This window comes from Allochromatium tepidum (assembly GCF_018409545.1).
In the GTDB taxonomy this organism is placed as follows: Bacteria; Pseudomonadota; Gammaproteobacteria; order Chromatiales; family Chromatiaceae; genus Thermochromatium; species Thermochromatium tepidum_A.
On the sequence record NZ_AP024563.1, the window covers coordinates 2,330,315 to 2,348,089 of the forward strand.

Consider the following 17,775-nt stretch of genomic DNA (forward strand, 5'->3'; position numbering starts at 1 on the left):
GTGGGATGTCAGGTCGTGCGGTCAGCGATGGACCGAGGAAGACGGACGCGGGTTCCCTCAGAGAAGACGACCAGCAGGACCGACAGGATCAGCGCCAGACCGGCGGGCCAGACGAAGAGCGCGCGTTGCGGGCGATAGGTGCGCTGCTCGCGCTCGCTCGGTTCCAGCCGGTCCAGCTCGGCATAGATGGCTTCCAGTTCCTGCCGACTGCCGGCGACGAACGCGCGTCCGCCCGTGATTTCGGCGATGCGTCTGAGTGTGGTCGGGTCGAAGTCGTCGGCCTGGCGCATCAGACGCATTCCGAACAGCGAGCGCACGCCCAGTTCGCCGCCGCCGACGCCGATGGTGTAGATGCGCACTCCGGCTTGAGCAGCCAGTTCGGCCGCTTCCAGCGGATCGAGCGCACCGGCATTGTTGTCCCCATCGGTCAGGAGGATCAGGACGCGCTGCCCCTCGGGTTGCTCGCGCAGACGCTTGACCGCCAGGCCGATGGCGTCGCCGATCGCCGTCTCGCGTCCGGCCAGCCCGACGACCGAATCGCGCAGCATGGCGGCGACCGTGGCGCCGTCGAAGGTCAGGGGCGTCTGGAGATAGGCGCGGGTGCCGAAGAGGATGAGCCCGAGTCGGTCGCCCACGCGGCGTTCGACGAAGGCCGAGGCGACCGTCCGTACCACGGCCATGCGCGAAACCGGACGTCCGTCGAGTTCGTAGTCCTCCTGCTCCATACTCCCCGAGACATCGATCGCCAGCATCAGATCGCGTCCGGCCAGCGGCAACGGGATCGGCTCGCCGACCCATTGCGGACGCGCCGCCGCCAGCACCAGCAATCCCCAGGCGAGCAGCCCGATCAGCAAGCGTCGGCGGTACCGCTCGGACGGTCGGGATCGATGCCCGACGGCCTCGGTTCCAAGCCCGACATGGATCGGAAAACGCAGGGCCGCACCGCCTTCGTCACGCGCGGGCGGCAGCCGGCGTGCCAGCAACGGGAGCGGCAGAGCCAACAAGATCCAGGGCCAGGCGAGCGTGATCATCGTCTGCGATTTTGAAGCGTCGACAGGCGGCCTAGCCGCGTCGCTCCAGCCATTCGCGCATCGCCTCATTGACGCGCGTCTGCCAGCCCTTACCCGTAGCGCGCAACCCTTGGAGTACATCCGCATCGAAACGGATGGTGGTCGGCACCTTCTTCGGGGTTTTCTGCGGACCGCGCGTGCGTCGACGCTGCTCCAGAGCGGCCTTGACGGCCGGATAGCCGCCACCCGGAACGAAGAGCGCCTCCTTCCAATCGTCTGGGCGCGTCGGCGGAGAATCCGGATCGAAGGACACCATCTCAGGAGCCGCATCGATCATCGCCCGAATCTCTTCAGGACTGAAGATATGTGAAGAAGTCTTGGGTTTCACGCTTGTTACCGTATCGCAACGAAATCAGGTGCGGCCCTTCCTCCCGTTCCGTCCACACCAGCACCACCACGCGCCCATTCAGTACGCCAAGCGTTTTCAACCGCTGCTCGCCGTAGTCCTCGCGCGCGTCCTCGATCGGAAAACACTCGCACGCACCGGACGCCGCCCGCTCGAATTCGACCCGTAGTCCTCGCGCGCGTCCTCGATCGTGAACATCGGACCATCGAAAATCGCCTCAGCGCCGACGAAGTCCAAGCCGTGCTTGGCAAGATTGATCCGGCGCTTTGGTTCGTCCTAAGTGATCATAGGTTAATTGTATGAACAATGCAGGCGAAACGCACTTTTATCGTTAATACAATCAAGTATCCCAGGATACATCAGCCGCGCTGTCGATCCACCGCCCGATCAGCGCCGTGAGTCGCTCAAGGTTGAAGTCCATCTGATCGGCGGGGCGATAGGCCGACTCGACCAGCACGCGCCCGACGCCGTCGCTGAACTCACCGGCACCGCCGGTCGCATCCAAAAAGGCCAGCCAGTCGTCCCCGGTCAAGCCCGCGACTTGGGCGCGTGGATACCGCGCCAGCGCCAGACGGCGCAACAGACGCGACAGCTCGGCCAGATAACGCCGCCGATCGCCGCCGGCCGCCAGCTCGCGCCCCATCTGTTCGAGTTCGCGCCGCGCGGCCCGCTGGAGCGAGGTCCGGCCTCGCCGGCGCAACCAAAGACGCACGACCAGAGCCAGCGCGATCAGAACCACAGCCGCTACCAGCCACCAGCCCGGCGCCGGCGGCCACCAGGACACCGGATCGGGTAGATGCCAGTCACGCAGATCGGCCATTGGCATTCAGAGTTCCTCTTCCGGATCCTCCGAGCGCAGGCACAGGGCGGCGATCCCCGCCTGCCGGCCGGCTTTGACCAGCCGTTCATCCAGACTCAGTGTGATACAGGAATGACGGTGAGCAATGGCGAGATGCAAGGCATCTCCAGCCCGCAATCCCAGTCGCCAGTCTTGCAGCAAACGTGCGGCACTCAGGTAATCGTCGTGCAGCACGGGTAGATGGACGAAATGATCGCGCAGTCGCTCGTATTGCTCCAGCGCCTTGCGCCTGTCGCTTTCCTCGACCTGCTCAGTTCGACACTTGATCCCAAGTGCCGACACCAGCTCGGTTTCAGTCCATGCGCTCAACGCCAGGGGGCGATGCGCCGGATCTCGCAACGAGAGATCAGCCAAAACCGAATATTTCTCCGGCACCAGATAGGCGATCAAGACGCTGGTATCGACGTAGTGCATCAATAACGATCCTGATCGCGCATGGCCCGACAAAAATCGCCGGCGCTGACTGTTTGTATCGGTAGGGTGGCGCGGAATTCCTCCAGATCGGGAAGCTCGAGCGTAGCGGCCGGCGCCATCATGATGTTTCCCGGTGAGGGAGGCGTGCCCATGCTCGACGCCTCGATCGGTTCATCCCTTGCGTGAATCATTGCCGGCTCATCCAAGGGCCGAACGATGATTTCAGTCTTGCGGTGACGGAACATTGCAGGGATCGGAATCGAATCCGGTGTATCTTCGTAAATAATACGCATAGGGTTCATGAGCTCTCTCCAGGATTGATCGACGCGACAGCGCGGCCGGCGGATCGGTCGTCATGACACTCGCCTCGCTGCAGGCAGCCGCCGCCGTGCACCGAGCGCCAGCGCCAAGGCCGGGCCGACCGGATCGACGGTCGACAGCCTGAGCCAATGCGCGCCATGCAACCGCGCCAGCCGTTCGAGCAACGCCAACCGCTGCTCGAACGCCGCCTGATAGCGTGTCCGCGAACCGACACCGGTCAGATCCAGGATTCCGCGTCGCCCGCCCATCAGCACCGGATAGCGGCCGGCGGGCGGCGCGCTGGCTTCGATCGGATCATGGATCAGCACCAGCAGCAGTTCGCTACCCGAGACCAGACGTGCGATCCAGGTTCCATCCGGCTCATCCAGATCAGCGAAGTCGCTGACGATCGCGATCAGACTCCCAGGACGTACCAAAGCGGCCAGATGCGACGCGGCGGCGGCTAACTTACAATCGCCCTCCCCCGTCGCCGGCTCCACCAGCTCAGCCAGACGTTCGAGCAACGGCAGCAGACCCGCGCCGCGCGCCGCGGGCCGTCGTTCCAGATGACCTGCCTCGTCGAATACCAGCCCGCCGACCCGATCGCCGCGATCCACCGCCGCCCAGCCGAGCAGCGCCGCCACCCGCGCCGCGATCACGGATTTGAAGGCCACGCGCGTCCCGAACCGCATCGACGGCCCCTGATCGACCAGCAGCCACACCGGACGCTCACGCTCTTCGCGAAACAGCTTCACATGCGGCGTCCCGGCACGCGCCGTCACGCGCCAGTCCATGTTGCGCGGATCGTCGCCCGGCAGATAGACGCGCGACTCGTCGAACTCCATGCCGCGACCGCGAAAGCGCGACAGATGACCGCCGCTGCGCGTGGCCAGCACCCGCCCGCGCGGGGCCAGATCCAGCCGTCGCGCCTGGGTGCGGAGCGCGATGAGTTCCTTGAGATCAGCGCGGATGCCTGGTTGAACCCGGTCGTTCGAATCCGCCATGCCCCGGCCTCGCTCAGGGCGCCGGAACGCGCGCCAGCAGCGCCGTGACGAAATCGTCCGCACAGCGCCCCTCGGCCTCGGCTTCATACGACAGCAGCACCCGATGACGCAGCACATCGGGCGCGAGCGCCTGGATATCCTCGGGCGAGACGAAATCGCGACCCATCAGCCAGGCACGGGCGCGCGCACAGCGGTCGAGCGCAATGGTGGCGCGCGGACTGGCGCCGAACCGCAGCCAGCCGTCGAGATCGCGCGCATAGGCGCCGGGGCGGCGCGTGGCCATCACCAGATGCACCAGATAGTCCTCGACCTCGGGAGCCATATAGAGGTCCAGGATCGCCCGCCGCGCCGCGAAGACCTCAGCCTGGGTCAGGACCAGTTTCGGCGCATCGTCCGGCTCGCGCCGTGCCTGATCGCGGTTGAGCCGCAGGATGGCGCGCTCGGTCTCCAGATCGGGGTAATCGACGCGCACATGCAGCAGGAAGCGATCGAGCTGGGCTTCGGGCAGCGGATAGGTGCCCTCCTGCTCGATCGGGTTCTGGGTGGCCATGACCAGAAAGAGCTCGGGTAGCGGATAGGTCTCACGCCCGACCGTGACCTGACGCTCGCCCATGGCCTCCAGCAACGCCGACTGCACCTTGGCCGGGGCGCGGTTGACCTCGTCGGCCAGCAGCAGATTATGGAAGATGGGACCGCGATCGAAGCGGAAACTGCCGTCGTGCGGGCGATAGATCTCGGTGCCGGTGAGATCGGCCGGCAGCAGGTCGGGCGTGAACTGGATGCGGTGGAAGTCGCCCTCCAAACCGGCCGCCAACTGCTTGACCGCCGTGGTCTTGGCCAGCCCAGGAGCGCCCTCGACCAACAGATGCCCGTCGGCCAGTAGCGCGATCAGCAATCGCTCGATCAGGCCGTGCTGCCCGAGGATGGCGCGCCCGACCTGATCACGCAGTGCCGCGAAACGCTGGGCTAGAACGGCTGTGTCGTCCGTCCGGGCGTTCGCGCCCTTGTTCAAGTCCAGGTTGGGGCTCTGTTCCAAGGCTCGCCTCCTCGCAAAGATCTCACACGCCTCCGACCGACGTGGATGGTCGACCGATGTCTATAGGTTTGCAGGTTTCGCCGGTCGGCGCCGTTAAAATTTTTCCTGATTATTAAACCACGTCCAGGCTGAGATGCGTAATTTCTGTGATACGCTATCCACGTGACCTGAGCCGCCGTTGGCTTGATCCGCTGGGTGCATCGCTACAATGCCGAGGGCCCGAGGGCGTTGGAGTGTGTGCGCACGGGCGGGGTCTCCCCTTTTTTGACCCGCTGACGGCCCCGGCGCGCTGGACCCTCAAACGCCTGGTGGAGTGGATCGAGGGCACGTTCGAGCGCCGCGTCAGTCGCGAAACGGTGCGTCGGGCACTCAAGCGCCTGGGGTTTTCGTGGAAGAAAGCCAAGGCGTTGCTCAATCGCGCCTCCACGGCGGCGCGCGAAGCCTTCGTCGAGCGCCTCCAAGAGATCCTCCAGCGTACCCTGGGGCCGCAGGCCCCCTTGATGATCTATCCGGATGAAGCCCACATCATCAGGACGCCGCTCTGGGCGATGGCTGGGCACCGACGGGTGAGCGCCTGTGGGTCGGCTCCCACCGCCCCGGGTTGTCGGCCAAAGTCAGTTTCTATGGGCTGTATGTCTACAACCACGGCCAGGTCGAGATCTGGGATTTCCCCCGCGCCAACACCGAGCACACCCTGACGGTGCTGCGCCGTCTGCGCGAGCGCTACCCCAGCGGCGAGATCATCCTGTTCTGGGATGGGGCCTCCTATCACCGCGCCGGGGCCGTGCGCGAACTGGCTCAGGAGCTGTCCATCACCCTCCAGCCCTTGCCCGGCTATAGCCCCGACTTCATGCCGGTGGAAGCGCTCCGGCGCCGGGTGCGCGAGGAGGTCACCTACCATCACCGTCACGCCACCGCCGAGGAACTGGTGCAACGGGTCAAGCACTTTGTCAACACCATCAATGCCGATCCCGGCGCCATCGCGGATCGACTCTGGACCAAAACCACGCTCAATCCGGAGGAGGAAAATTACGCATCCCGGCCTAGTCGAGGTTTAGCATGATCGAGTCCTGTTCCATGTCCGCTTCGATCAATCCCGTCGCTCGCTCTGTCCGGCTCGGCGTCCTCACGCTTTTGCTGGCGTTCTGCACCGTTCAGGATTCCGCGCGCGCCGACTGGCACCCACTGGCAGGCGGGGAACCCTGGCCCGCGCCCGATGCCCCCATCAGCCATCGTGAACGCACCCTGGAGTCGTCGACGGGCCGCACCGTCAGAGTCCATCTGGCGCTGTTCGACTCACGCCGCTATCGGCTCGCCGTGCTCGATCTGGGGCCGGAACTGGCGCCGGCTTCGGCCTGGCCGGAGCGCACGCGCGCGGCCGGTCTGTCGGCGGCGGTCAATGGCGGCTTCTTCCATGCCGACGGTCAGCCGCTCGGGCTGGTCATCGCCGAGGGCGAGCGCTTCAACCGCTTCGAGACGGTCAAGCTCCTGAGCGGCGTGCTCTATGGCGACGCGCGCGGCATCCATCTGGAGCGACGCGCGCGCTTTCAGTCGCATCCAGGCATCGACGCCCTGGTGCAGTCCGGCCCCTATCTGGTCGAGCAGGGGCGTGCGGTGCGCGGACTCTCGACGAACGATGTCAGCCGCCGTACCTTCATCGCCACCGACTGGCGCCGTCACTGGATTCTGGGCGCCACGCGCGATGGCCTGACGCTGGCGGAACTGGCCGAGGCACTGGCCACGCCCGGCGCGCTCGCGCCCTGGCCGGTGGAGCGCGCGCTCAATCTCGACGGCGGCACCTCGACCGGGTTCCTCTTCGATCCCGGCGCCGGGCAGGAACCGATCCAACTGCGCTCGCGCCGTCCGGTGCGCAATCTCGTAGGCGTGCGGGCGCGTTGATGGCGGCGCTGCTCTGGCTGATTCCGATCGCGCTGGCGGGGCTGGGTCTGGCGCTCTGGCGGCGGGCGCGGGCCATTCAGGGGTATGGTCGGGATGGCGAGCGTCTGGTCGGGGCGGCTCTGGAGCGGCTGTGCCCGGCGGTCGTCCATGACGTGATCCTGCCGACTGCGCGCGGCGGTCTGACCCAGATCGACCATATCGCCCTCACGCCCAAGGGCCTGCTGGTGGTCGAAACCAAGCACTATCGCGGCACCATCACGGGCACGCCCGAAGACCGGCATTGGGTGCAGCAGCGCGATCAGGATCGTCGGACGTTCCAGAATCCGTGCCGTCAGAACTACGCCCATCTCAAGGCCGTCGAGGCGCTGGGACTCGGCGTGCCGATCCTGGATCTGGTGGTCTTCACGGATTCGGCGCGCTTTCCAAACGGGCTGCCGGAGGGCGTGTCGCAACTGGCGACGCTGGAGGCCGATCTGGCGCCCTGGCGTCGCGGTCGAGTGTCGTCCGGGTTGCGCCGTGCCTGGAAGGAGTTACTGCAGGCGATCAGACAGGATGCCAAGGCCCGTCGTGCGCACAGGCGCGGACTGTGTGCGCAGCATGGTTGGGATCGGCGTCGGTTGACGGCTGGCGTCTGCCTGGTCTTGGCAGCGTTATCGGCATTCGGACTCTGGCAATCGTCCAGTAGCCTGACGGAGGTCGGCCCTGGCGCGAGCGGATCGGCGCTCATCGAGTGGCTGACGCGCCTCTGGCCCGAATCCCTGCGATTCGACGCTCAAGGCTGAGATCGGCGCGCCACGGCTACCGTCACGCCTTTGCCGTCCTCACCGTAATGGACCTGTTTCGCGACGAGTAGCTCACCGCCACCGGCGGCTAGCCGCACGGCGGCTTCCGCGACGCTCGGGGTGCCGACTTCGCCGACCACGCGCCCGGAGGGCGTCGGAACCTCGACCCCGGCCAGCACCTCGGCCGGATAGAACCGCAACGGCCAGCCGCGTCTGCGCGCCAGCTCCAGCAAGGCGGGTTCATCGGATTTGCGCGCGTGGCTGGCCAGACAGGCCACCACGACCGCACCGAGCGGGTTCAGTGCCGCCTCGATGGCCTGCTCCAGACTGACCAGCGCCACGCCGCGCTGAAAGCCCAGGCCGACGGCAACCTCGATACATTCATCCATTGGCTCTGCTTTACGCCTCTTTGAGCACGTCGGTTAAACTGCCGCGCCTATGAATCCGACCAATACATGTGAAACACCGATGGCCTCCGAGGACTCGGACGACCCCGACAGTCCCGACTCGATCTTGAAACCCCCGAGGAGGGTGCGGATGCTTGAGTTCATCCCGATGCTGGCGGTGATCCTGATCCCGGTCGCGCTCAACGGACTGTTCGTGGCCGCCGAGTTCGCCATCATCGGCGCCCCGCGCGCGGTGCCGGCGGCGCTTGCCGAGGGCGGCGACCGGCTGGCGCGGCGTCTCCTGCACACGCTCGACGATCCGGCCCGACTCGACCGCTACGTGGCCACGGCGCAACTGGGCATCACCTTCGCCAGCCTGGGGCTGGGCATGTGGCGACGCGCGTCTGCGCGAGATCCTACAACGCCATCGTCACACGCGCTATCCGGTCTATCAGGACGATCTCGACCACATCGTCGGCACCGTGCATATCGAGGTCACGGGACTGATCGGGCGCGGTGTACGTCAGGTGATCGTGACCCGGCGCTCATTGGACGTCTGACGATCATTCATCAGTCTTGCGCGAGAAACCCCAAGCCGTAGCGCCTCATGCCCTCGGGTTTGTCGACGCGCGCGGGCGGTCTACACTGTTGAAGATCCGGCCGGATCTCCATTTGACGGTGATCCCGTCCATTCACCGACGTGCCTCAGTGTTGACCACGGTTCCCGATGCAGATCCTCGGTTCACCGGTTTCGCTGTCCCATGCCATCGTTTCCGAGTCATCTTGGGAGCGGACGCTGCCGGTCGTACCCCCGCCGGCCGCCAGGACCGACGCCGATGCGCTGACAGAACGCCCGGTGACGCGGGCCGAACGCACCGAGGAGTCTACTCAGTATCGACGCCCCTACAGCGCCCCGGTCAGGGTGATGGCCGGCGATGGTTATGCACGGCGCGCCGTGGCGGCCTACGAAGCGACCCAACGCCTGGAGCGACGCGATGATCTGCAATCCTTCCAGGGCGTCGATGACTATGCTTGAACGCCGTCTCAGGGAGCACGATCAATAGCGCGCCCTGAGTATGAGCCAGTCCGAGTCCTTGCTTTCCAGCAGCAGCTCGATGATCCCGGCCTGTGTCACCAGACGCGATTGCCGGTCGAGATAGCTGACCTGGAACACGGCCATGAGGGCGCAGCGCCGGCTGTCGGCGATGGGCCGGACCTGGATCTGCTCGAAGCCGATGCGCCGGGACGAGGTGGTACGGAACCACTCGGCATAGGTCTGGCGGATGGCGAACCGGGTCGCCAGCTCGTTCTCCTTGGCCAGCGGGCTGTAGAGCGCCATCAGCCGATCGAGCGCGCCGGACTGATAGGCGCTCCGGAAACGGCTCAGGATCTCGGGTGCGGCCTGGCAGTCATTGGCGAGCGGTGTGCCGGTGGGTGTGATGGTCGAGACGGCAGGAGCCGTACTCAATACTGGAGGCGTCTCGGGCGGTGCCGGTGGTTCGGGCGGCTCGGGTGTGGCCGCCGCCGGGATGTCGGCGTGTGGGGTGAGCGATGTCGTGGGGTCGGACCACGCCGAGGAGGGCGCTCCAGGCGGGGACACAGTGAGGGGCGGAGCCGCCGGCAGATCCGATGACCCGATGATCGCTGGAGTCGCTGCATCCGTTTTTGGCTCCGGCACGGGGTCCGGCCTTGGGTCCGATGCCGCTTGAGTCGGCCTCTCTTGCGCGGATCTATCGTGCTCCGCTGTCTCGGGCACAACGCTCGACTCCAGGTCGAGCAGGGTGTTTCCCTGGGACGCGACGACCGGCGCCTCGCTTGGAGACTCATCCGGCGTGCTCGTCGGTGCAATGATGGCCGGCCGTGGTGCCTCTGCCTCTGGAGCCGGATCTGTCGCGGCGATCTCTGGTGGCTGTGGCTCAGGCTCGGGTGCAGGTTCGTCCACGAACGCGGGAATCGGCTCGATCCCAAGCGGATGATGGATGATCCTGGGAACCGGTCTGGGCGGCTCCTCGGGCCAGAGCGCGATCGAGAGCATCAGAACGCCGGCGATGGCGGCCGTGCTCAACAGTCGCTTCTGGAGCGGTGTGAGTGCCGACCAACGATCGTGCGTCCAGACCCAGACCGGCGCGATCGGGTCTCTGAGTACGGGCGGAAGCCAGGCCGGCGGCAGGCGCCGGCCGGATGGCTTTACGGCGTCTCGGTGTCCGTGCTCCTTGCGGGTGCCGGCGCGCGCCGCGCCGGTCTCGCCGCGCTGGAAGGCGGCGAAGGCGCGGTTGATCTGCTCGGTGCGACGGGTCGCCCAGGCGGTGCGCTCGGGATGCCGGTCCGGGTGATAGACCTGTATCAGCCGACGATAGCGCTGCTTGGCCTGCGTGGCGGCAGTGCCGGGCACGAACCCCAGGGTCGCGGGCGAAGGCGGGGCCTCGTCGGCGAAGAGCTGCCGGTCGAGCAGACGATAGGCGCTCGCGCCGGCCTGATCGCGTGCGAGCCGCTGCCGCCCGATGGCGCGTTCCAGTTCGGCCACGCGCGGGTTGTCCGGATTGCTCAGCCAGACGAGCAGGGCGTCGAGATGCAGCTCCAGGGCCAGGGTCGGCCGTCCGGTGGCGAGTGCTTTGGCGATCTGGTGCGTCCAGGACAGGCTCATGGATCGGGCTGCGGGCGTGGCGTGAGTGGAATCCGTGGCTCCTCGCCCTGAGGGCTGAGGAGGCGTGTTGTGTTAGGCTTCATCGAGACGGGATCGGGGTAAACCATGACCGGTGAGACACGTCGCTTCCTTCGTCATCCGGCCGATGCGCCCATCCGCTATTCATTGCGCGAGGTGATCACCGACGAGCGCGATTATCTGCGCAACATCGGCGAGGGTGGACTCTGCCTGGAGTCGGCTCAGTCGTCGCAGTGGAATTCGCCTTCGATCACCCGCACCCGTGTCTCGGTCCGGACCTCGCCGGGCGCCTGCATGTTCATGGGCTGGATCCGGATGTAACGCTCGATCAGCCGGCGGCGCAGCGGCGGGATCAGGAGCAGGAAGCCCAGGCTGTCGGTGACGAAGCCGGGCAGGATCAAGCACAATCCGGCGACCAGGATGAGCGCCCCGTCCAGCAGCTCGATGGCGGGCACCTCGCCGCGATCGAGCAGGTCGCGCACCCGCATCAGGACGCCGAAGCCCTGATAGCGGACGATCCAGATACCGACGACAGCGGTCAAGATCAAGAGCAGGATGGTCGAGAGGGCTCCAATCTCGGAACCGACCTGGATCAGGACATAGAGTTCGGTCAGCGGCAGACCGACGAAGAGCAGGAGCAACAGTGGCACGATGGGGTCTCCGTTGGATGACTGGGGCGTCGGGTCGGGCCGGATGGAATCTATCGCGGTCGGCGCGGTCAGAGTCCGGCGTTCGTCGACTCCGACGGTTGCGGAAACCTTACCCTGTCGGCGAGATCAAGTCCAAACGAGATCGAGTTCCCGAGTATGTCGACCCAGTATCGTTTGATTCTCTGTACCTGTCCCGACCGGGACACGGCGCTGCGTCTGGCCGATTCCCTGGTCGAAGAGCGGCTGGCCGCCTGTGTCAATCTGCTGACCGGTCTGACTTCGGTCTATCGCTGGGAGGGGCGTACCCAGCACGATTCCGAGGTGCTGCTGCTGATCAAGACCGTCGAGGCGCGCGTCGAGCCGCTCACCGAGCGACTGCGCCAGTTGCATCCCTACGAGGTACCGGAGATCATCGCCCTCCCCATCGTCTCGGGGTCGGGCGATTATCTGAATTGGGTGAGCGAATGCGTGAACGCCGTGGAGCAGGACTCGTGAAACGACCGTGGTTGTTGGCCGGGGCGTGGCTGTGGCTGATGGGGGCCTTGGGTGGTACTCAAGCCCTGGCCGAGGACTTCCCGACCCAGGAGCAGGCGTTTCCGGTCGGCGCCGAGGTGATCGGGCCGGAAGCGGTGCGCATCGTCTGGGATACGGCGGACGGTTACTATCTCTACAAGAGCAAGCTCAGATTCGACTCCGAGACGCCCGGTATCAAGCTCGGCGCCGCTGTGCTGCCTGAGGCCGAGACCAAACGGGACGAGTTCTTCGGCGAGGTCGAGATCTATCGCGGGCGGCTCGCGGCCGAGCTGCCCATCACGCGCGAACCCGGCTCCGGCAATCGTCTGACACTGCGGGTCGGCTCGCAGGGGTGCGCCGATGCCGGATTCTGCTATCCGCCGCATCGCGAAACCCTCGAGCTCGAATTGCCGCCGGCGGCTCCCGTGCCTGTCGCGGCGGCATCGGCACCCACCGAGGCCAAGCCGAACCGGCTGGCCGCCTTGCTGTCGTCCGCCGCGACCAGCCGGGAACTGACCGGCACGGATGAGATCCCCGAGGTCGAGCAGGCCTTCCGCTTCCAGTCCGAGGTCGTCGCGCCCGATCGCGTCCGACTCACCTGGGACATCGCGCCCGGAACCTATCTCTATGCCGATCTGGTCGAGATCGCGCTCGTCGAGTCGCCGGATGTCGCGCTCGATGTCGTCGAGCGTCCGGCGGGCACGCTCAAGCCTGATTCGGTGCTGCCCGACGGCTCGATCGGCGATGTCGAGATCCATCAGGGCCGACTCGATCTGACGGTGCCGCTCCAGCGCGCCACGACGGCGCCGACCGAGGCGACCCTGATCGTCAAGTATCAGGGCTGTGCCGAGATCGGGATCTGCTATCCGCCGCAGACCCGGCGGGTGGCGCTGAGTCTCCCTGAAGCGCCGGCCGCGATCGTCGATGCTCTGACCAAGACGTCGGCGCCGGACTCGGTTCAGACTCCGGCGTCGGCACCGAAATCGACCGCCGGCTCGAGTCCGCCGGTCTCCGAGCAGGATCGCATCGCCGCCGTGCTCGCGGGCGAAGGGCTGTGGGTGATCATCGCCGTCTTCTTCGGCTTCGGCCTGCTGCTGGCCTTCACGCCCTGCATCTTCCCGATGATCCCGATCCTCTCGGGCATCATCGCCGGGCAGGGCGCGGGACTCACCGCGCGCAAGGCGTTCGTCCTCTCGCTGGTCTATGTGCTGGCGATGGCCCTGACCTATACGGTCGTCGGCGTGCTGGCCGGGCTGTTCGGCGCCAACCTCCAGGCCGTCTTCCAGGATCCCCGGATCCTGACCGCCTTCGCCCTGGTGTTCGTCGGACTGGCCCTGTCCATGTTCGGTTTCTACGAGCTGCAACTGCCCTCCAGCCTGCAATCCAAGCTCGCGGAACTCAGCAACCGTCAGGAGGGCGGGACGCTGATCGGCGTGGCCATCATGGGTCTGCTTTCGGCGCTGATCGTCGGACCCTGCGTGGCCCCCCCTCTGTTCGGAGCGCTGATCTACATCAGCCGGACCGGCGACGCGCTGCTCGGCGGGCTGGCGCTGTTCGCGCTCAGTCTCGGCATGGGCGCGCCGCTGATCGTCATCGGCACCTCGGCCGGTCGCTATCTGCCGCGCGCCGGGGCCTGGATGGATGCGGTCAAGGCGGTGTTCGGCGTGGCGCTGCTGGGCGTGGCCATCCTGATGCTCGAGCGGATCCTGCCGCCGGCGGTCGCCATGCTGCTCTGGGGTGGGCTGCTGATCTGCTCGGCGGTCTACATGGGCGCGCTCACCCAACTCCAGCCGGGTGCGAGCGGCTGGAGCAAGCTGTGGAAGGGGCTGGGTCTGGTGCTGCTGATCTATGGTGCGCTCATGCTGGTCGGCGCGGCAGCGGGTGGGCGTGATACGCTCCAGCCGCTACGGGGACTGATGCCGACGGGCGGCAGCACGGGTAGCGCCGAGCATGTCGCCTTCAAACGCATCAAGTCGGTCGCCGATCTGGAGCGCGAACTGGTTCAGGCCCAGTCGAACGGTAAGCCGGTGCTGCTCGACTTCTATGCCGACTGGTGCGTGTCCTGCAAGGAGATGGAGCGCTACACCTTCAGCGACCCGACCGTGATCGCCGAGATGAACCGCTTCGTCCTGCTCCAGGCCGATGTCACGGCTAATAATGCCGAGGATCGCGCCCTGATCCAGGGTCGTTTCGGTCTACCGGGACCGCCGGCGATCCTGTTCTTCGATCGCACCGGCCGGGAACTCACCAACTATCGCCTCGTGGGCTTCAAGCCCGCCGAGCCGTTCGCCGCGCATCTGCGCCAGGTCGCCCCATGAAAGCCCTGAAGGTCATCCTCGTCACCGTGCTCGCCGGCGGCATCAGCATCGGTACCGCTATCATCGGTCAGCGCTGGGTCGATTTCGAAGACGGATCCGGCGACAGGCAAGCCGCGCGTTCCGAGCGCCGGACCGAGCCGCTCCAGACCCTGCCCGACTTTCGCCTGACCGATCTCGAAGGGCGCGAGGTCGCCAGCAGCGCCTGGGCCGGCAAGGTGCTGGTGCTCAACTTCTGGGCGACCTGGTGTCCGCCCTGTCTGTCCGAGATCCCGCGTTTCGTCGAGATCCAGGAACGACTACGCGAGTCCGGCGTCCAGTTCGTCGGCATCGCCGTCGATCAGATCGAGGACGTGCGCGCCTTCGTCGCCGGGCAGCCTGTCAACTACCCGCTCCTGATCGCCACGCCCGAGGTGCTCAAACTCGCGGTCCAGCTCGGCAACCGACTGGAGGTGCTGCCCTTCACCGTGATCTTCGATCGGCATGGGCGGCGCGTCCATGGTCAGATCGGTGAACTGAGCGCCGAGGAACTGGCCGATTACCTCGATCCACTACTCGTGAGAGAAGGGCCGCGCGTGTCGCGTACACCCTGATCGTCTCTGGACAAGATCCGACGAAATCCGCACAATTCGAGGCGATTTGCCGCCGATTCCGGCCGGACGGCAATGACGCACATCCTTACCCTTTGGTCTGCAAGCGGTTGGCGCCATGGCCTCGATCCTGGTCCTGAACGGACCCAATCTCAATCTGCTCGGTACGCGTGAACCCGGTCACTACGGGCGCGTTACCCTGGCCGACATCGAGCGCACGCTCACGGCCATGGCCCGGGACGCCGGCCATGAACTGGCCTTCGTGCAGAGCAACGCCGAGCATGTCCTGATCGAGACCATCCACCAGGCCGGCCGCGACGATGTGCGTTTCATCCTCATCAATCCGGCCGCCTTCACCCACACCAGCGTCGCCTTGCGCGATGCCCTGCTGGCCGTGGCCATCCCCTTCATCGAGGTGCACCTGTCGAACGTGCACGCCCGCGAGCCATTCCGCGCCCACTCCTATTTCTCCGACATCGCGGTGGGCGTGATCTGCGGACTCGGGGCCGAGGGGTATGCTCTGGCGCTACGCGCCGCGCTCGGTCGACTGGCCCAGAACCCAACGAACGAGAACCACTGAAACGATGGACATTCGCAAGGTCAAGAAGCTGATCGAGCTGTTGGAGCAATCCGACGTCGCCGAGATCGAGATCCACGAGGGCGAGGAATCGGTGCGCATCAGCCGCCAGGTGAGCGGCGGTGCGGCGATGCCGTTCTACATGCCGCAGGGGATGCCGATGCCCATGGCGGGCGCTGCGCCACAGCCGGCCGCCGCGCCGGCTCCCGCCCAGCCGGCGGGCGATGACGACGAGGACGAGATCACCGGCAAGCTGGTGCGCTCGCCCATGGTCGGCACCTTCTATCGCGCACCCTCGCCGGGTTCCAAGGCCTTTGTCGAGGAAGGTCAGTCGGTCAAGGTCGGCGACACGCTCTGTATCATCGAGGCGATGAAGATCCTCAACCAGATCGAGAGCGAGTATTCCGGGACGGTCAAGCGCATCCTGGTCGAGAACGGACAGCCGGTCGAGTACAACCAGCCGCTGTTCCTGATCGACTGAGGTGTGACACTATGCCCGCAATGATCGAGAAGGTTCTGATCGCCAACCGTGGCGAGATCGCGCTGCGCATCCTGCGCGCCTGTCGCGAACTCGGCATCAAGACGGTCGCCGTCCATTCCGAGGCCGACCGCGATCTCAAGCATGTGCTGCTGGCCGATGAATCGGTCTGTATCGGTCCGGCGCCGGCGATGCAGAGTTATCTGAACGTCCCGGCCATCATCAGCGCCGCCGAGGTCACGGACACGGTCGCCATCCACCCCGGCTACGGCTTCCTATCCGAGAACGCCGACTTCGCCGAGCGGGTCGAGAAGTCCGGCTTCATCTTCATCGGCCCGCGTCCCGAGACCATTCGTCTCATGGGCGACAAAGTCTCGGCCATCGCGGCGATGAAGGCGGCCGGCGTGCCCTGCGTCCCAGGGTCCGACGGTCCGATCGACGACAACAAGAAGCGCACCCTGGAGCTGGCGCGCGAGATCGGCTATCCGATCATGATCAAGTCCTCCGGCGGCGGCGGCGGGCGCGGGATGCGCGTCGTGCACTCGGAGGCGACGCTGCTCAACGCCATCGCCCTCACCCGAGCCGAGGCGGCGGCGGCCTTCAACAACGACATGGTCTACATGGAGAAGTATCTGGAGAACCCGCGTCATATCGAGTTCCAGGTGCTGGCCGACCAGATGGGCAATGCCATCCATCTCGGCGAGCGCGACTGCTCGATGCAGCGGCGTCATCAGAAGGTGGTCGAGGAGGCACCGGCGCCCGGCATCACCGAGGAGCAGCGGCGCGAGATCGGCGAGCGTTGCGCGGCGGCCTGTCGTTCGATCGGCTATCGCGGGGCGGGGACGTTCGAGTTCCTCTACGAGAACGGGCAGTTCTATTTCATCGAGATGAACACCCGTGTCCAGGTCGAGCATCCGGTCACGGAGATGATCACAGGCGTCGACATCGTCAAGGAGCAGATCCTGATCGCCGCCGGCGAACCGCTGCGCTACCGCCAGTCGGACATCCAGCTGCGCGGACATGCCATCGAGTGCCGCATCAATGCCGAGCATCCCGAGACCTTCATGCCCAGTCCGGGCAAGATCACCGACTTCCACGCACCGGGCGGTCCGGGGGTGCGGGTCGAGACCCATATCTATTCGGGCTATACCGTTCCCTGTCACTATGACTCGATGATCGGCAAGCTCATCACCCATGGCGAGGATCGCGAATCGGCGGTGGCGCGCATGTGCAATGCCCTGCGCGAGACGGTCATCGAGGGCATCCACTCCAACATCAAGCTCCAGCGCTCGATCATGCGCGATGGGGCCTTTCTTGCCGGCGGCGCCAACATTCACTATCTGGAGAAGATGCTCGGCCTCTAGCCGCCGAGGTTTCGCCATTGCCGGCAGGCCTCGAACGCAAAAACGCCTCGGCTCAGGAGCGCGAGGCGTTTTCAGGGTGGCCGCGATCATTCGCGGCCGGGGCCGATCACCCTGGGCGGGAGAGCCTCAGCGGCTCGGAGCCGCCTGTGGCTGGGTGGGAGCGGCGGGCATCTGGGGCGGCACGGCGCCATAGGGGGGCATGCCATAGCCGTAAGGCGCGCCGTAACCATAGGGAGCGCCATAGCCGTAGGGCGCGCCATAGGGATAGCCGTAGCCATAGGGGGCGTCGTAGCCGTAACCATATCCGCGACCATAGCCACGGCCATAACCGCGACCGCCGCCGCCCATGCTCATGTTGAAGTCGCCATAGCCATCGCCGAACATGTCGCCCATGTTGTCCCAGAGGCCGTTTCCGTAGCCGGGACCGCCCCACCAGGCGCTTGCGGAGAAGGAGGTGCCGGCGAAGAGCGCGGCGAGTGCGCAAGCAGCGATCCGGTTGGATTTGATCATCGTGTCTTCCTCATGTTGTG

General features: G+C 66.1%; 21 protein-coding genes and 3 pseudogenes. 12 read left to right on the plus strand and 12 right to left on the minus strand.

Translation table 11 applies throughout. From position 1 onward, the window contains the following. Positions 1-8: 8 nt before the first annotated feature. The 8 genes and pseudogenes from Atep_RS11200 to Atep_RS11240 form a co-directional block, all read right to left on the minus strand. A complete protein-coding gene (locus tag Atep_RS11200; RefSeq protein ID WP_213378599.1) occupies positions 9-1,031 on the minus strand; it encodes a VWA domain-containing protein in 1,023 nt (340 codons plus the stop codon). Positions 1,032-1,062: 31 nt separating this feature from the next. Then, positions 1,063-1,347 carry a BrnA antitoxin family protein gene (locus Atep_RS11205; protein WP_213378600.1) on the minus strand — a complete coding sequence of 95 codons (285 nt, stop codon included), beginning with the start codon at positions 1,345-1,347 and terminating at the stop codon, positions 1,063-1,065. A 13-nt stretch (positions 1,348-1,360) separates the two neighbouring features. Further along, positions 1,361-1,561: pseudogene (locus Atep_RS11210) on the minus strand (BrnT family toxin); the annotation flags it as partial. A gap of 195 nt (positions 1,562-1,756) precedes the next feature. Further along, positions 1,757-2,242, minus strand: a complete 486-nt coding sequence (locus Atep_RS11220) for a DUF4381 domain-containing protein (protein ID WP_213378602.1) — start codon at positions 2,240-2,242, stop codon at positions 1,757-1,759. Continuing rightward, complete coding sequence (locus Atep_RS11225; protein WP_213378603.1) at positions 2,243-2,689, minus strand: type II toxin-antitoxin system VapC family toxin; 447 nt, start codon at positions 2,687-2,689, stop codon at positions 2,243-2,245. After that, complete coding sequence (locus Atep_RS11230) at positions 2,689-2,991, minus strand: hypothetical protein (RefSeq protein ID WP_213378604.1); 303 nt, start codon at positions 2,989-2,991, stop codon at positions 2,689-2,691. Before Atep_RS11230 ends, Atep_RS11225 begins: the two co-directional genes overlap by 1 nt. Positions 2,992-3,042: 51 nt before the next feature. Then, on the minus strand, positions 3,043-3,993 hold the full coding sequence (locus tag Atep_RS11235; protein WP_213378605.1) for a DUF58 domain-containing protein: 951 nt from the start codon (positions 3,991-3,993) through the stop codon (positions 3,043-3,045). A gap of 13 nt (positions 3,994-4,006) precedes the next feature. Next, complete coding sequence (locus Atep_RS11240; protein WP_213378606.1) at positions 4,007-5,029, minus strand: AAA family ATPase; 1,023 nt, start codon at positions 5,027-5,029, stop codon at positions 4,007-4,009. Between the two features lie 233 nt (positions 5,030-5,262). On the opposite strand from Atep_RS11240, the pseudogene Atep_RS17165 reads away from it, so the two are divergent. The 4 genes and pseudogenes from Atep_RS17165 to Atep_RS11260 form a co-directional block, all read left to right on the plus strand. Next, positions 5,263-5,472: pseudogene (locus Atep_RS17165) on the plus strand (winged helix-turn-helix domain-containing protein); the annotation flags it as partial. A 92-nt stretch (positions 5,473-5,564) separates the two neighbouring features. Beyond that, positions 5,565-6,092, plus strand: a pseudogene (locus Atep_RS11250) (tetratricopeptide repeat protein); the annotation flags it as partial. A 14-nt stretch (positions 6,093-6,106) separates the two neighbouring features. Continuing rightward, complete coding sequence (locus Atep_RS11255) at positions 6,107-6,928, plus strand: phosphodiester glycosidase family protein (protein WP_213378609.1); 822 nt, start codon at positions 6,107-6,109, stop codon at positions 6,926-6,928. Beyond that, positions 6,928-7,710 carry a nuclease-related domain-containing protein gene (locus Atep_RS11260; RefSeq protein WP_213378610.1) on the plus strand — a complete coding sequence of 261 codons (783 nt, stop codon included), beginning with the start codon at positions 6,928-6,930 and terminating at the stop codon, positions 7,708-7,710. Before Atep_RS11255 ends, Atep_RS11260 begins: the two co-directional genes overlap by 1 nt. Here Atep_RS11260 and Atep_RS11265 read toward each other — a convergent pair. Beyond that, positions 7,701-8,099: a cobalamin biosynthesis protein gene (locus Atep_RS11265; protein WP_213378611.1), complete on the minus strand. Its 399-nt coding sequence runs from the start codon at positions 8,097-8,099 to the stop codon at positions 7,701-7,703. The two genes, Atep_RS11260 and Atep_RS11265, sit on opposite strands and share 10 nt — an antisense overlap. A gap of 148 nt (positions 8,100-8,247) precedes the next feature. Here Atep_RS11265 and Atep_RS16710 point away from each other — a divergent pair, with 148 nt between their 5' ends. Next, positions 8,248-8,697: a CNNM domain-containing protein gene (locus Atep_RS16710; RefSeq protein WP_236786156.1), complete on the plus strand. Its 450-nt coding sequence runs from the start codon at positions 8,248-8,250 to the stop codon at positions 8,695-8,697. 126 nt (positions 8,698-8,823) lie between these two features. After that, entirely contained in the window at positions 8,824-9,132 is a 309-nt protein-coding gene (locus tag Atep_RS11275) for a hypothetical protein (RefSeq protein WP_213378612.1), read from the plus strand. Between the two features lie 21 nt (positions 9,133-9,153). On the opposite strand, the gene Atep_RS11280 is transcribed toward Atep_RS11275, so the two are convergent. Then, complete coding sequence (locus Atep_RS11280; protein ID WP_213378613.1) at positions 9,154-10,740, minus strand: J domain-containing protein; 1,587 nt, start codon at positions 10,738-10,740, stop codon at positions 9,154-9,156. A gap of 239 nt (positions 10,741-10,979) precedes the next feature. Beyond that, entirely contained in the window at positions 10,980-11,408 is a 429-nt protein-coding gene (locus tag Atep_RS11285; RefSeq protein ID WP_213378614.1) for an FxsA family protein, read from the minus strand. Between the two features lie 156 nt (positions 11,409-11,564). Here Atep_RS11285 and cutA point away from each other — a divergent pair, with 156 nt between their 5' ends. The 6 genes from cutA (at position 11,565) to accC (ending at position 17,245) form a co-directional block, all read left to right on the plus strand. After that, the gene (gene cutA, locus Atep_RS11290) at positions 11,565-11,903 is read left to right on the plus strand and encodes a divalent-cation tolerance protein CutA (RefSeq protein WP_213378615.1); all 339 of its coding nucleotides are present in this window, start codon (positions 11,565-11,567) and stop codon (positions 11,901-11,903) included. A 38-nt stretch (positions 11,904-11,941) separates the two neighbouring features. Then, positions 11,942-14,239 carry a protein-disulfide reductase DsbD gene (dsbD, locus tag Atep_RS11295; protein ID WP_236786722.1) on the plus strand — a complete coding sequence of 766 codons (2,298 nt, stop codon included), beginning with the start codon at positions 11,942-11,944 and terminating at the stop codon, positions 14,237-14,239. Next, positions 14,236-14,829, plus strand: a complete 594-nt coding sequence (locus tag Atep_RS11300) for a TlpA family protein disulfide reductase (RefSeq protein WP_213378617.1) — start codon at positions 14,236-14,238, stop codon at positions 14,827-14,829. Before dsbD ends, Atep_RS11300 begins: the two co-directional genes overlap by 4 nt. 115 nt (positions 14,830-14,944) lie before the next feature. Further along, positions 14,945-15,406, plus strand: a complete 462-nt coding sequence (aroQ, locus tag Atep_RS11305; protein ID WP_213378618.1) for a type II 3-dehydroquinate dehydratase — start codon at positions 14,945-14,947, stop codon at positions 15,404-15,406. A 4-nt stretch (positions 15,407-15,410) separates the two neighbouring features. Next, complete coding sequence (accB, locus tag Atep_RS11310; RefSeq protein ID WP_213378619.1) at positions 15,411-15,884, plus strand: acetyl-CoA carboxylase biotin carboxyl carrier protein; 474 nt, start codon at positions 15,411-15,413, stop codon at positions 15,882-15,884. 20 nt (positions 15,885-15,904) lie between these two features. Next, positions 15,905-17,245, plus strand: a complete 1,341-nt coding sequence (gene accC, locus Atep_RS11315) for an acetyl-CoA carboxylase biotin carboxylase subunit (protein WP_213381607.1) — start codon at positions 15,905-15,907, stop codon at positions 17,243-17,245. Between the two features lie 126 nt (positions 17,246-17,371). Here accC and Atep_RS11320 read toward each other — a convergent pair whose 3' ends face one another. Continuing rightward, positions 17,372-17,755: a sulfur globule family protein gene (locus Atep_RS11320; protein WP_213378620.1), complete on the minus strand. Its 384-nt coding sequence runs from the start codon at positions 17,753-17,755 to the stop codon at positions 17,372-17,374. Between the last annotated feature and the right edge of the window lie 20 nt (positions 17,756-17,775).